This is a genomic window from Allobosea sp. UNC402CLCol (assembly GCF_000745475.1).
Taxonomy (GTDB): Bacteria; Pseudomonadota; Alphaproteobacteria; order Rhizobiales; family Beijerinckiaceae; genus Allobosea; species Allobosea spartocytisi.
The window spans coordinates 191,374-204,377 of the sequence record NZ_JQJJ01000013.1; the positions used below are offsets into that span (position 1 = coordinate 191,374).

General features: G+C 68.2%; 13 protein-coding genes. 4 read left to right on the forward strand and 9 right to left on the reverse strand.

The window, feature by feature from the left end; genetic code table 11:
- Positions 1 to 25: 25 nt before the first annotated feature.
- Positions 26 to 1,024, reverse strand: coding sequence for a BMP family lipoprotein (locus GY40_RS17165; protein ID WP_081925482.1), 999 nt, complete (start codon positions 1,022 to 1,024; stop codon positions 26 to 28).
- Positions 1,025 to 1,186: 162 nt separating this feature from the next.
- On the opposite strand from GY40_RS17165, the gene GY40_RS17170 reads away from it, so the two are divergent.
- The gene (locus GY40_RS17170; protein WP_038365193.1) at positions 1,187 to 1,969 is read left to right on the forward strand and encodes a HesA/MoeB/ThiF family protein; all 783 of its coding nucleotides are present in this window, start codon (positions 1,187 to 1,189) and stop codon (positions 1,967 to 1,969) included.
- 128 nt (positions 1,970 to 2,097) lie between these two features.
- Here GY40_RS17170 and gshB read toward each other — a convergent pair whose 3' ends face one another.
- From gshB to rsmI, 3 genes are all read right to left on the reverse strand, one after another.
- Complete coding sequence (gene gshB, locus GY40_RS17175; RefSeq protein WP_038364709.1) at positions 2,098 to 3,036, reverse strand: glutathione synthase; 939 nt, start codon at positions 3,034 to 3,036, stop codon at positions 2,098 to 2,100.
- Between the two features lie 71 nt (positions 3,037 to 3,107).
- Positions 3,108 to 3,491, reverse strand: coding sequence for a YraN family protein (locus GY40_RS17180; RefSeq protein WP_038364711.1), 384 nt, complete (start codon positions 3,489 to 3,491; stop codon positions 3,108 to 3,110).
- Positions 3,492 to 3,499: 8 nt separating this feature from the next.
- Positions 3,500 to 4,408 (reverse strand): 16S rRNA (cytidine(1402)-2'-O)-methyltransferase, encoded by a 909-nt coding sequence (gene rsmI, locus GY40_RS17185; protein WP_038365196.1) that lies wholly within the window; start codon positions 4,406 to 4,408, stop codon positions 3,500 to 3,502.
- Between the two features lie 173 nt (positions 4,409 to 4,581).
- Here rsmI and GY40_RS17190 point away from each other — a divergent pair, with 173 nt between their 5' ends.
- The gene (locus GY40_RS17190) at positions 4,582 to 5,787 is read left to right on the forward strand and encodes a penicillin-binding protein activator (RefSeq protein WP_038364713.1); all 1,206 of its coding nucleotides are present in this window, start codon (positions 4,582 to 4,584) and stop codon (positions 5,785 to 5,787) included.
- 65 nt (positions 5,788 to 5,852) lie between these two features.
- Here the strand turns inward: GY40_RS17190 and GY40_RS17195 are convergent, their stop codons facing one another.
- Both GY40_RS17195 and GY40_RS17200 read right to left on the reverse strand, forming a co-directional pair.
- Positions 5,853 to 6,491 (reverse strand): thioredoxin family protein, encoded by a 639-nt coding sequence (locus GY40_RS17195; RefSeq protein ID WP_051988214.1) that lies wholly within the window; start codon positions 6,489 to 6,491, stop codon positions 5,853 to 5,855.
- A gap of 21 nt (positions 6,492 to 6,512) precedes the next feature.
- Positions 6,513 to 8,711, reverse strand: a complete 2,199-nt coding sequence (locus GY40_RS17200; protein WP_081925512.1) for a protein-disulfide reductase DsbD family protein — start codon at positions 8,709 to 8,711, stop codon at positions 6,513 to 6,515.
- A gap of 187 nt (positions 8,712 to 8,898) precedes the next feature.
- Between GY40_RS17200 and GY40_RS17205 the strand changes: the two genes are divergently transcribed.
- Positions 8,899 to 9,747: an SDR family NAD(P)-dependent oxidoreductase gene (locus GY40_RS17205; protein WP_038364714.1), complete on the forward strand. Its 849-nt coding sequence runs from the start codon at positions 8,899 to 8,901 to the stop codon at positions 9,745 to 9,747.
- Here the strand turns inward: GY40_RS17205 and GY40_RS17210 are convergent.
- The 3 genes from GY40_RS17210 to GY40_RS17220 are packed head-to-tail and all read right to left on the reverse strand — an operon-like array spanning position 9,744 to position 12,294.
- Positions 9,744 to 10,535 carry an ABC transporter ATP-binding protein gene (locus GY40_RS17210; RefSeq protein ID WP_051988216.1) on the reverse strand — a complete coding sequence of 264 codons (792 nt, stop codon included), beginning with the start codon at positions 10,533 to 10,535 and terminating at the stop codon, positions 9,744 to 9,746. The genes GY40_RS17205 and GY40_RS17210 overlap by 4 nt on opposite strands.
- Positions 10,511 to 11,263: an ABC transporter permease gene (locus tag GY40_RS17215; protein ID WP_038364715.1), complete on the reverse strand. Its 753-nt coding sequence runs from the start codon at positions 11,261 to 11,263 to the stop codon at positions 10,511 to 10,513. Before GY40_RS17215 ends, GY40_RS17210 begins: the two co-directional genes overlap by 25 nt.
- Positions 11,264 to 11,268: 5 nt before the next feature.
- Positions 11,269 to 12,294 (reverse strand): ABC transporter substrate-binding protein, encoded by a 1,026-nt coding sequence (locus GY40_RS17220; RefSeq protein WP_038364717.1) that lies wholly within the window; start codon positions 12,292 to 12,294, stop codon positions 11,269 to 11,271.
- A 160-nt stretch (positions 12,295 to 12,454) separates the two neighbouring features.
- On the opposite strand from GY40_RS17220, the gene GY40_RS17225 reads away from it, so the two are divergent.
- Positions 12,455 to 12,922, forward strand: coding sequence for an Lrp/AsnC family transcriptional regulator (locus GY40_RS17225; protein WP_051988217.1), 468 nt, complete (start codon positions 12,455 to 12,457; stop codon positions 12,920 to 12,922).
- Positions 12,923 to 13,004 lie beyond the last annotated feature (82 nt).

A 13,004-nucleotide genomic window follows, 5' to 3' on the forward strand; every position in this document is an offset into this window, starting at 1 on the left:
GAGGCTCAAGAGCGCGGCCCGCGCCTCACATCGTGCATTTCTGGTCGGACATGTAGTCGTGGACCTGGACCGTTCCGGCAATGATGGCGGCCTTGGCCTTCTCGGCGGCGGCCTTCATCTCGGGCGTGATCAGCGCCTTGTTGTTGTCGTCGAGCGCCCAGTCGATGCCGCCTTCCTTGAGGCCGAGCACGGAGATGCCGGGCTTCCAGGAGCCGTCGCGCGCCGCCATGAAGGAGTTGTAGGCGGCAACGTCGACGCGCTTGAGCATCGAGGTCAGGATCTTGCCGGGATGCAGCGCGTTCTGGTTGGAATCGACGCCGATGCCGAGCTTGCCGGCATCGGTCACGGCCCGGAGCACGCCGATGCCGGTGCCGCCGGCGGCGTGGTAGACGACGTCGGCGCCGCGGTCGATCTGCGACTTGGCGAGCTCGCCGCCCTTCACCGGGTCGTTCCAGGCCGATGGCGTCGAGCCGGTCATGTTCTGGAAGATCTCGGCGCCGGGCTTGGCCGCCTTGACGCCCTGGATGTAGCCGCAGGCGAATTTGCGGATGAGCGGGATGTCCATGCCGCCGACGAAGCCGAGCTTGTCGGTCTTCGAGGCCATCGCCCCGAGCAGGCCGACGAGATAGGAGCCCTCATGCTCCTTGAAGACGATCGACTGCACGTTGGGCAGCTCGACCACCATGTCGATGATGGTGAATTTCAGGTCCGGGAACTCTGCCGCGACCTTCTGCAGCGCGGTCGCCTGCGAGAAGCCCACCGCGATGATCGGCGAATTGCCGTCGCGGGCGAAGCGGCGCAGGGCCTGCTCGATCTGCGCATCGTTCGTCGGCTCGAAATCGCGGAACTCGACGCCGGTTTCCTTCTTGAACTTGTCGGCGCCGATGAAGACGCCCTCGTTGAAGGATTTGTCGAACTTGCCGCCCTTGTCGTAGACGATCGCCGGCTTGATCGGCTGCTGCGCGAAAGCCGCCGCCGAAAACACCATGCCGGCCAGCGCCGCCGCGAAAGAACCCAAACGCATCGCATATCCCCTGTTGAAGCCGGGTGCCGTTAGCCGGCCCTCGATGGTGCCACGATGACATGGCTCGGCGGCGCGGCCAAGCTGGCGATGAGGTCAACTCTTTCGCAGGCGCGGCAACGCGATGCGATTGCCGAAGAAGGCCATCCGGTCCTATCCTGTGGGATGATGCTGAACGACGACGAGATCGAGCGCTATGCGCGCCATATCGTCCTGCCGGAGATCGGCGGGCCGGGGCAGCAGAAGCTGAAGAACGCCCGCGTGCTGGTCGTCGGCGCCGGCGGGCTCGGCGCGCCGCTGATCCAGTATCTGGCCGCGGCCGGCATCGGCAAGATCGGCATCGTCGACGACGACGTGGTCTCGCTCTCGAACCTACAGCGCCAGACCATCTTCACCACCGACGACATCGGCAAGCGCAAGGCCGTGGCGGCCGCGAACTTCATCCGCCGGCTCAACCCGAATGTCGTGGTCGAGGAACATGTCACCCGCATCGACCCGCACAATGCCCGCGCGATGATCGCCTTCTACGATGTCGTCGCCGAGGGTTCGGACAGTTTCGCCACGCGCTATGCCGTCTCCGACGCCTGTTTCCACGAGCACAGGCCGGTGGTGATGGGCGCGCTCGGCCGCTTCGACGGCTCGCTGACCACGATCCGTGCCCATGAAACCGGGCCGGACGGGCGGCCGAACCCGACCTGGCGCTGCCTCTTCCCGGATGCGCCGCCGCCGGGCTCGATCCCGACCTGCGCGGAGGCCGGCGTGCTGGGCGCGCTGCCCGGCATCATCGGCTCGCTGATGGCGCTGGAGGTCGTGCGTGCCGTCACCGGCTTCGGCGAGCCGCTGGTCGGCAAGCTCCTGCTGGTCGATTCGCTGACGATGCGCTTCGAGACGCTGCGTTATGGCTGGGACGAGACGAACCCGCTGAACGGGACGAACGTCGCGGCCTGAACGCCATCGATTAACGGCGCCGATCCGGGATCCATTCCGGAGCGCTTCCGGCCGAGGTTCAGATATGGATCCCGGGTCTGCGCTTCGCTTCGCCCGGGATGACCATGTCAGAGGTCTAAGGGAACCTCTCAGCGTTTCGCTTCGATCACATCCCAGAGCTGCGCCGCCAGATCCGGCCCGCCCAGCTTCTTGATGGCGCGCACGCCGGTCGGCGCGGTGACGTTGATCTCGGTGAGCTTGCCGTGGATCACGTCGATGCCGACCAGCAGCAGGCCGCGCCGGCTGAGCTCGGGGCCGATCGCCTCGCAGATCGCGAGCTCCTGCTTCGACAGATCGGTCGGCCGCGCCGCGCCGCCGCGCACCATGTTGGCGCGGAGATCGCCGACCGCCGGCACGCGGTTGACCGCGCCCGCCGCCTTGCCGTCGATCAAGATGATGCGCTTGTCACCCTCGGTGACCTCCTTGATGAAGCCCTGCACCACCCAGGGCTCACGGAAGAGATTGCTGAACAGGTCGAAGAGCGAGCCGAAATTCGGATCGCCCTTGCCCGTCTTGAACACGGTCGCGCCGCCATGGCCGTAGAGCGGCTTCATGACGATCTCGCCGTATTCGTCGCGGAAGGCCTCGATCTCGGCCCTGTCGCGGGTGATCAGCGTCGGCGGCATCAGCTCGGGGAAATGGGTGACGAAGATCTTCTCGGGCGCGTTGCGCACCTCGGCCGGGTTGTTGACCACCAGTGTTTTGGGGTGGATGCGCTCCAGCATATGGGTGGTGGTGACATAGGCCATGTCGAAGGGCGGGTCCTGTCTGAGCAGCACGACGTCGAGCTGGGAAAGGTCGACCTTCTCCTCGGCCCCCAGAGTGAAATGATCGCCCTCGACGTCGCGCACCGTGACCGGGCGGATCGGCGCCGTGACCTTGCCGTCGCGCAGCGAGAGCTTGTCGGGGGTGTAGGTGTAGAGCGTGTGGCCGCGCGCCTGCGCTTCCAGCATCAGGGCGAAGCCGGTATCGCCGGCGATCCGGATGCGCTCGATCGGGTCCATCTGGATGGCGACGGAGAGAGTCATGGGCGGGCTTCCTGTTGCGGCCCGTTCTTATCGGGCTGCCGGTCGGGTTCCTGCAAGTAGGTGGCCCTGCGTCACAGGACAAGCGCGAAGGCGGCCGGCACATGGCGCGGCCAGCGCCAGGGCGCCAGGAACACCGCATCGGCCCTGAGATCGTAGCCCAGCGCCCAGGGGTTGCGGGCGAGCCATTGCCGGACGCGCCGTTCGACGAGGCGCTGCTTTTCCGTTGTCACGGCCGTGAGCGCATCCTCGATTCGGCCGCGCGCCTTGACCTCGACGAAAGCGACGGTGCGCCCGCGCCGCATGACGATATCGATCTCGCCGCCCTTGCCGCCGAAACGCCGCTCCAGCAGCCAATAGCCCTTCGCCATCAGCCAGAGGATAGCGAGCCATTCCGCCCGACGGCCCGAAAGGCCGGAACGCCGCGCCCGGCGGCTGCGCAATGCCGAGCGCGTCACCGGTTCTGTCACGGATCGTCGCGGGTGAGTTCGAGGGCGCGCGCATAGACCTTGCGCCGCGGCTGGCCCAGCTCGGCCGCGACCTGCGCCACCGCCTCCTTGAGCGAGACCTTCGCCAGCGCCACGCGCAGCCGCTCATCGATCGCCTCATCGGTGGGAACGAGATCGACGGCGCCTGGCGGGCCGATGATGACGACGATCTCGCCGCGCGCCTCCTCCTGCGTCTCGTAATGCGCGGCCAGCTCGGGGAGGGTGCCGCGCCTGACCGTCTCGTAGAACTTCGTCAGTTCGCGCGCGACAGCGCCCGGCCTTGGGCCCAGCACAGCGGCGGCATCAGCCAGCATCTCGGCGAGGCGGCGGGGCGATTCGAAGAAGACCAGCGTGCCGGGAATGGCGGCGAGCTCGGTCAGCCGGGTGCGGCGCCCTCCCGATTTGGGAGGCAGAAAGCCCTCGAAGAAGAAGCGGTCCGTCGGGAGCCCGGCGAGCACCAGCGCCGCCAGCACGGCGGAGGGGCCGGGAATACCCGTAACCGGCAGGCCTTCCGCCACCAGTTCGGCCACGAGCTTGTAGCCGGGATCGGAAACGAGCGGCGTCCCGGCATCCGAGATCAAAGCGAGCTTGCCGCCTTCGCGCAGCTTCGCCAGCACCTTCGGGCGCATCTGCGCGGCGTTGTGCTCGTGATAGGGCAGGAGCGGCGTCGAGATGCCGTAATGCGCCAGCAGCGTCTTCGAGGTGCGGGTGTCCTCGGCCAGGACCGCATCGGCGGCGGCGAGCGTCGCGAGCGCCCGGAAGGAGATGTCGCGCAGGTTTCCGATCGGCGTGGCGACGATGTGCAGCCCCGGTGACAGCGGCTCGGCCTCGGCCTTGAGACCGAAGGCGGTGTAGCTGGCGGGGCGGGGCGGAGCGGCGTTCGACATGGCCGCAAGCTGCCACAGCGCCCCCGGCCGCGCCATGGCGTGCGTGCGACGGGCCCGATGCAACCCATAGTTAACAACTTGAAAATAGCATGTGGCACTGGCACGAGAGTCCCGCGGGGGGACTGTATCACCGGGCAAGGCTTTGCCGGCCCGGTCACGACTGGAGATCGCCCGTGTTGCACCATCGGCACTTCGTACCGGTTCTGCGGTTCAAGGCGGGCGCGCTGGCCGTCTCCCTGTCCTTGCTGCTCGCGAGCTGCAGCGGTGGCCCCGCCGGCCTGCCGGGCTTCGACGGCCCCGCCTCAACGGAACCGGCCGCGCCAAGCGGCCAGACCATCGGCACCGGCAAGGTCAAGGTCGGCCTCATCCTGCCGCTCGGCGCCGAAGGCCAGGGCGGCGTGGTCGGCAATTCACTCAAGAACGCCGCCGAGATGGCCCTGGCCGAATTCCCCAACGCGGACCTGACGCTGCTGGTCAAGGACGACCGCGGCACGCCGGAAGGCGCGCGCGCCGCGGCGCAGGAAGCGATCTCGGAAGGCGCCGAACTCATCATCGGGCCGCTCTTCGCCCCGACCGTGCAGGCGGCGGGACAGGTGGCGCGGGCGGCCAACCGGCCGGTCATCGCCTTCTCCAGCGATTCCAACGTCGCCTCGCGCGGCGTCTACCTGCTCTCCTTCCCGCCCGAGAACGACGTCAACCGCGTCATCGCCTATGCCGCGCAGCAGGGCCGCAAATCCTTCGCCGCGCTGCTGCCCGACACCGCCTATGGCAAGGTCGTCGAGGCCGCCTTCCAGCAGGCGGTGGCGGCACGCGGCGCCCGCGTCGCGGCGATCGAGCATTTCGGCTCCGACCCGGCCGCGATGCGCACAGCCGTCCAGCGCCTGATGCCCTCGCTGCAGCAGGCAGATGCGCTCTTCGTTCCGGCCGCGGCCGATGCGATGCCGGCGCTCGGGCAGGCGCTGCAGCAGGCCGGCTTCGACCCGCGCAAGGTGAAGCCCCTCGGCACCGGCGTCTGGAACGACAGCGGCATCGCACAGGTGCAGGCGATCCAGGGCGGCTGGTTCGCCTCGCCCGACACGGCCGGGTTCAACGCCTTCGCGGGACGCTACCAGCAGCGCTTCAACAGCAGCCCGACCCGCACCGCGACCCTCTCCTACGACGCGGTTTCGCTGGCGGCGGCACTGGCGCGCACGCAAGGCTCGCAGCGCTTCTCCGAGGCGGTGCTGACCAATGCCTCGGGCTTCGCGGGAGCCGACGGCGTCTTCCGCTTCCGGCCGGACGGGCAGGTCGAGCGCGGGCTCGCGGTGCTCGAACTGCGCAACGGCCAGATCGTCACGATCAACGCCGCGCCGCGCGATCTCGGCCCGCGTTCGCAGTAGCGCTGCCGTACCGACAAAAAGGCCGGGCAAATGCCCGGCCTTTTGCATTTGAGCGCTGACAGAGCTCAGCTCGCCGGCGCGTATTTCACCGCGCAGCCATAAGCCTTGGTGCTGGCCTCGGAGACCGGCTTGCCGGCCTTCAGCTCGGCGACCGCCTGCCGAACATAGCTCTTCGCGCCATTGAGGCTCGCGGGGTTCGAGGACGGCTTGTCGTCGATCGCACCCATATAGGCGAGCGTGCCCTTGGGATCGATGATGTACATGTGCGGCGTGGTCTGGGCGCCATAAGCGCGCGCCACCTGGCTCTTCGGGTCGAGCAGGATGCCGGCGGGGGCGGCGTCGCGCTGGACGGTCAGCTCCTTCGCCTTCGCCGCCTCGACATAGCCCTGCTCGCCGGGCGGCGAGGAGATCACCGAGAGCCAGACGATGCCCTCCTTGGCCATGTCCTTCTGCAACGTCTGCATGGTGGCGCTGTTGTAGTGCTTGCGGACATAGGGGCAGTCGTGATTGGTCCATTCGAGGATCACGGTCTTGCCGGCGAATTCCTGGAGATTGCGGGTCTTGCCCTCGATATCGACCGCCTGGAAGGCCGGCGCGGGCTGGCCGACGCGGGCGGCGCCTTCAGCGAAGGCCGCACCGGTCGTGAGCGAAAACCCGGCAAGAGCGAGGCCGGCGATGAAAGTCTGTCTGGTCAGGCTTTTCATGTCTGTCTCCCTGGTTGGAATCTACGGCGTGTTGGCCGCGGTCTTATCCCGGCCCGCCGCGCGTTCGGCGGCCGCGATCACGGCATCCGGCGTCAGGAGCTGCGGCAGGATCTCGGCCTGCCCGTCCTTGCGCGCCGGATAGAACAGGTAGAGCGGCACGCCGGCGCGTCCCTGCTCGGCCAGCGCCTGGGCGATGCGGGAATCGCGGTTGGTCCAGTCCGCCTTGAGATAGGTGACGCCGAGCCTGGCAAAAGCATCCTTCACCTCCTGCCGCGAGAGAGCGACGCGTTCATTGGCGAGGCAGGTGATGCACCAGGCGGCGGTGAAGTTGACGAAGACCGGCTTGCCCTGCCCCTGCAGCGTGGCGACGCGCTCAGGGCTCCAGGCCTGGATATCCCCGGCCCGCGCCTCCGCATTGGTGCCCGGCACGGCGTTCTCGACGGTGAACCAGCCGGCGCCGAGCGCGACCAGCACGGCCAGCACAGTCCCGAAGGCGCGGCGCGGCAGGGAGCCACGGGTGACGCCGACGAGCCAGACGACGAAACCCGCCGCCAGCACGGCGACCAGCGCCGCCAGCACGCCCTGCGGGCCGGTCTGGACCGAAGCGACCCAGATCAGCCAGATCGCGGTCGCGAACATCGGGAAGGCGAAGGCCTGCTTCAGCACCAGCATCCAGCGGCCGGGCTTCGGCAGCAGCCTGAGCAGGCCCGGCGCGAAGGAGAGCGCCACCACCGGCAGAGCGAAGCCGAGGGCCAGCGCCATGAAGACCGAGAGCGCGAGCGCCGGCGGTTGCGTTACCGCATAGCCCATCGCCGCGCCCATGAAGGGCGCCGTGCAGGGCGTGGCGACGACGACGGCGAGCACGCCGGTCATGAAGGCGCCGAGGCGTCCGCCCCGGCTGGCGAGCCCGTCACCGAGGCCAACCACCGCGCCGCCGATCTCGAAGGCGCCGATCAGGTTGAGCCCGATCAGCACCATCACCACGGCAAGCGCGATCACCAGCAGCGGCGACTGGAGCTGGAAACCCCAGCCGACGCTACCGCCGAGCGCACTCAGCGCAATGACAGCTCCGGCCAGCACCAGGAAGGTCAGCAGCACGCCGCAGAGGAAGATCAGGCCCTGCTCACGCGTCTCAGTGCGGCTGCGATGCGCCGTCTGAGCGAAGCCAAGCGCCTTGATGAACAGCACCGGCAGCACGCAGGGCATCAGGTTGAGGATGAGCCCGCCGGCGAAGGCGAAGGCCAGCGCGGCGAGCAGCGTGAGGTCGGCGCCTTCCGCCGGGACGGGAATCCGCACGACCGCCGGGCGGGGCGCGTTGGAACCGGTCTCGGCCGCTTTGGAGACCAGTGCCGGATCGGCATCGGCCACCAGCGTCAGCGCACGCGGCACGCCATCCTGCCTGAAGGTCAGGACGCCGGAGATATCAGGCTGCTCCAGCTTGAAGGCACTGGAGCGGGTCAGCGTCAGGCCCGGCACATCGCCGGCTTTCATGGGCTGGTCGGCGGCGTGCTCGATCAGCGTGTCGGAGATCGGAAAGAAGCGCAGATCGCTCGCGCCGGCCGGAAGGCCGGGCAGTGCCAAGGCGAGGTTGTCGCCATCGGCACTCAGCCTGCCACGGAAGCCGGCCGGCTTCGGCAGGGCGGCGAGCGCGGCATCGATGCGCTGCTGCGCCGCCTCATCGACTGCGCTTGCCGCGCCGACGGCCAGGTCGAGCGTGAAGCTGCCTTCCTCGGGAATGCAGATCTTTTCGCAGACCAGCCAGGTCGCGTTCGCCTTGAGCGAAAAGGTCTCGCCGGGCCTGGCATCGGCCGGCACGGTGATCTCGACCGGCAGCAGGACCTCGCCCTCGAAGCCGAAATTCACCAGCGGCTCGACGCGGATGGCACGCGGCGCCGGCCAGGCGATGTCTCCGGCCTTCGCGCCGGCCGGCAGATCCCACTGAATCTGCGTCGGCTCGCCGGAATCGCCGGGGTTCAGCCAATAGGTATGCCAGTGCGGGGCGAGCTTCTGGGTCAGCGCCACGTGGAAGTGCTCGCCGGGCGCGACCGTGTCGCGGCTCGACAGCAGCGTGGCGGTGACCCGCTGGGAGGTGACGGCCGCCGATTCGGCGGCAAGCGCCGCGCCCGGCAACGCCAGCCCCAGGGCCAGCAGGGCGCCGGTCAGAAGCCGCCGGGCCGAAACGCCGCGCGCCCTGTCAGGTCTTTCGGAATACGGCGCCATCATCCCACTTCTGTCTGATATCATCGGACCCAGATGCCTCAAACGACCCGTTCATGCCAATGACAAGGCGGTGAGGCAGTGTCTCGGGCGATCCTGCGCCATCGCGCCGCCGCCCGCAGCGCGCCATGATGTCGCCGCGCACCGCTCCTTATCTCCCGCCTCCGCTGAAATCGCGAGATCCGAGACCATGACGATCCACCCCGCCCTCATCGCCGCCAATACGGCCGTCATCACCGGCGGCGCCTCCGGCATCGGCTTCGCCGCCGCCCGCGCCTTCGCCGGCCTCGGCATGAGGGTCGCCATCGCCGACAGCGACGAGGAAGGGCTGAAGGCCGCCGGGCAGGTGCTCGCCACGCTGGTCGGCGAGCACAACGTGCTGGCGGTCGCGACCGATGTCTCGCATCGCGAGGAGGTCGCGGCGCTGCAGGAGAAGGTGCTCGCTCGCTTCGGGCGCGTGCATGTGCTGATGAACAATGCCGGGATGCAGCAGGGCAGCGGCATTTTCGGCCCGGCTGAGACGTGGGAGCGCACCCTCGCGGTCAATCTCGGCGGCATCGTCAACGGCACGCAGATCTTCGGACCGGGCATGGTCGCCCATGGTGCGCCGGCGCTGATCGTCAACACCGGCTCGAAGCAGGGCATCACCACGCCGCCGGGCAACCCGGCCTACAATGTCTCGAAGGCCGGCGTGAAGGTCTTCACCGAGGCGCTGGCGCATGAACTCCGCAACACCGAAGGCTGCAAGGTCAGCGCCCATCTGCTGATCCCCGGCTTCGTCTTCACGCCGCTGACGGCGCGCGGGCGCGTCGAGAAGCCGGAGGGTGCCTGGACACCGGAGCAGACCGTCGATTTCATGCTGGAGCGGCTGAAGGCCGGCGACTTCTACATCCTCTGCCCGGATGACGAGACGACGCGCACCCTCGACGAGAAGCGCATGGCATGGGCGATGGGCGACATCATCGAGAACCGCCCGCCGCTCTCGCGCTGGCACAAGGATTATGGCGAGGCGTTCAAAGCCTTCGTCGCAAAGACCTAGATCGCCGCGCCATCCGTCACGATGTCGGCGCCGAGCCCTTGCCGGACAGCGCGGACGATCTCGGCCTCCGCCGCCGCGCCACGCCTGCGCGGACGAGCGGCATCGATGCGGTGCTCGGCGATGATCTGGCCGGGCGCGCCCGAGAGGATCACGACACGGTCGGCGAGATAGGCGGCCTCGTCGATGTCATGGGTGACGAAGAGCACGGTCTTGCCGGTGCGCTGCCAGACGCGGATCAATTCGTCCTGCAGGTTCTCGCGCGTCAGGGCGTCGAGCGCCGAGAAGGGCTCGTCCATCAGCAGGATCTCGGGCTCGACCGCGAGCGCACGCGCCAGCGAGACGCGCTGGCGCTGGCCGCCGGAGAGCTGATGCGGCCAGCGTTGCGCGAGCCCGCCCAACCCGACGAGATCGAGCATCTCCTGCGCCTTCTTCAGGCGCTCGCCGCGCGATGTCCGGCCTTCGAGGCCGAAGCCGACATTCGAGATCACCTTGCGCCAGGGCAGCAGCCGCGAATCCTGGAAGACCAGGGCGACAGGGCGACGCGCATTGTCCTTCGCGTGGATGACGACCTCGCCGCCGCTCGGCTTCGCAAGGCCCGCGATGACGCGCAACAGGGTGGACTTGCCGACGCCGGAGGGGCCGACAATGGCGAGGAACTCGCCGCGCCCGACCTTAAGGTCGAGCTTGCGCAGCACTTCGGTCTGTTCGCCGTCGCGGGTGAAGGTCAGCGACAGGCCCTTGATCTCGATCACGCTCTTCTCGATCACGCTTTCCAACGCAGCACCCATCTCTGGAAGGCGACGAAGGCCGTGTCGAGCAGCCCGTAGAGCGCCGCCATCGTCAGCATGTAGACCACGACGATGTCGGTCGCGAGCAGGCTGGACGCCTGCATCATGCGCTGGCCGACGCCGGCGACACCGAAGATCTCGGCCGCGACCACCGCCATCCAGGCCTGGCCGAGCGCCGTGCGAAAACCGACGAGGATGCCCGGCATCGCCGCCGGCAGCAGGATCTTGAACAGGCGCTGCCAGGGCGAGCGGAAGCCGAAGGCGTCGGCGACCTCGACGAGGTCGCGGTCGACACCGCGGATCGCGCCCTGCGCCGCGAAGAAGCTGATCCAGAACACGCCGATGGCGATGATGAAGACCGCCGCGCCCGGTGTGACGCCGAACCAGATGATGGCGAAGGGCACCCAGGCGAGGCCGGGCACGGGCCGCAGCACGCGCACGACCCAGGCCGTCGCCTCCTCGGCAATCCGCGACATGCCGACGAGCACGCCGAGCGCGATGCCGAGGCCGGCGCCGACGAAGAGGCCGACGAAATAATGCCAGAGCGAGCCGAGGATCGCCGCGAGCCAGGCGCCCGAGGACACCTCGCGCATGAAGGCCTTGGGCAGCGCGCTCGGCGGCGGCAGGAAGGCGGGGTTCACCCAGCCGAAATAGGGCACCGCCTCCCAGATCAGCAGGAAGGCGATCAGGCCCAGAAGGGCAAGGGCCGGAGCCCGAAGTCTCTTCACAGTGGTCAGCCGCCCGCCTTGATCGCGCGCTCGTAGTACTGGGTCTCGAACAATCCGTCGAACGGCAATTCCTTGTCGAGCGAGCCGAGCTTGACCTGATAGGCCTGCATGGCGCGCGCGGGCTCGATGATCTTGCGCGGATCGATCTCGAAGACGCTTGCCGGCGAGCCCAGCGCCTTCCGGATCAGCTCGGGATCGACGATGCCCTTGCCGAGCGCGGCGCCGACATGCGGCGCGGCTTTGGCCGGGTCGGCCTTGATCAGCGCCGCCGCCTTGACGAGGCTTGAGACGAGGTTCTGGACGGCGTCGGGGTTCTTGGTGGCGAAGGCGCCGGAGACGGCGACGACCGTGCCCGGCTGGCCCGGGAAGACCTCCTCGCCGCCGGCAACCAGCTTGATCGCGCTGTTGCGGCTCTGGAGGATGGTCAGCGCCGGTTCGCGCACGCTGCCGCCGTCGACCGCGCCGGCCAGGATCGCCTGCTGGGTCGCGTCGATGCCCATCGGCACGATCTCGACATCGGCCTTGTCGACCTTCGCGACCTCCCAGAGCCAGTATTGCAGCGTGGTGTTGGGCACCGAGCCGGCCGGCTGGGTGGCGAGGCGGGCCGGCTTGCCATTTGCCGCCTTGAACGCCTTGAAGGCGGCCGCAGCCGCGGTGCCGGCCGTGAAGAACTTCGACAGCGACGGCGCGGCGACGACGACATTCTCGCCGATGGCGGTCGAGGCGACGACGCGGACATCGATGCCGCGCGAGCGAGCGACGGCCAGCGGGGCCACGCCGGCGACGTAGATGTCGAGCGTGCCCGAGGCGAGCGCCTGGATCATGTTCGGGCCGGATTCGAAGACGGTGACCGCGCTTTCGAGGCCGCCCTGCTTCAACCAGCCCTCGCCATTGGCGACGAAGAAGGGCGCGGTGCCGACGACCGGGATGTAACCGACCCGTGCCGTGACGGCCTGGGCACGAGCCGCGCCGGCGAACGGGGCCGCCGCTGCCAGGGTCGCACCCGCGATGAGAAACTGGCGGCGATCCATCGTTCAAATCCTCTCGCAAGACGGCGCCAAAACAGCACCCATTGACAGATGGAGAAAAGGATTTTCTATCTGGATGCAAGTGATCGACATCAAAAAGAAACTTATTCTCTTATGATCGCGATCAACGGAACGAATTTTCTCCTATGACGGATTTCAGAGAATGGATGCCATCGACCGCAAGATCCTGACCGTGCTGCAGAACGACGCCAACATCTCGATCGCCGATCTGGCGGATCGGGTCGGGCTCTCGCAGACCCCATGCTGGAAGCGCATCCAGAAGCTCGAACAGGCGGGCGTCATCCTGAAGCGCGTCGCGCTGGTTTCGCCGGAAAAGATCGGGCTCGGGCTCACCGTCTTCGTGCAGATCGAGACGGCCGACCATTCCGGCCCCTGGCTCGACAAGTTCGCGCAGACGGCCGCCGCCATGCCGGAGGTGATGGAATTCTACCGGATGGCGGGGGATGTCGACTACATGCTGCGCGTCGTCGTCGCCGACATGGCCGCCTATGACACCTTCTACAAGAAGCTGATCGAGACGATCCCGCTCAAGAACGTCACCTCGCGCTTCGCCATGGAACGGATCAAGGCGACGACCGCCTACAAGGTGCCGGACCTGCCGCGCCCATGAGCGGCACGGGCCGGCCTCGCCGGCGCATGACAGGCCGGCGTCGCGGATGCTAGGAAGCAGCCCGACGCCCGCGCTGCCCGAG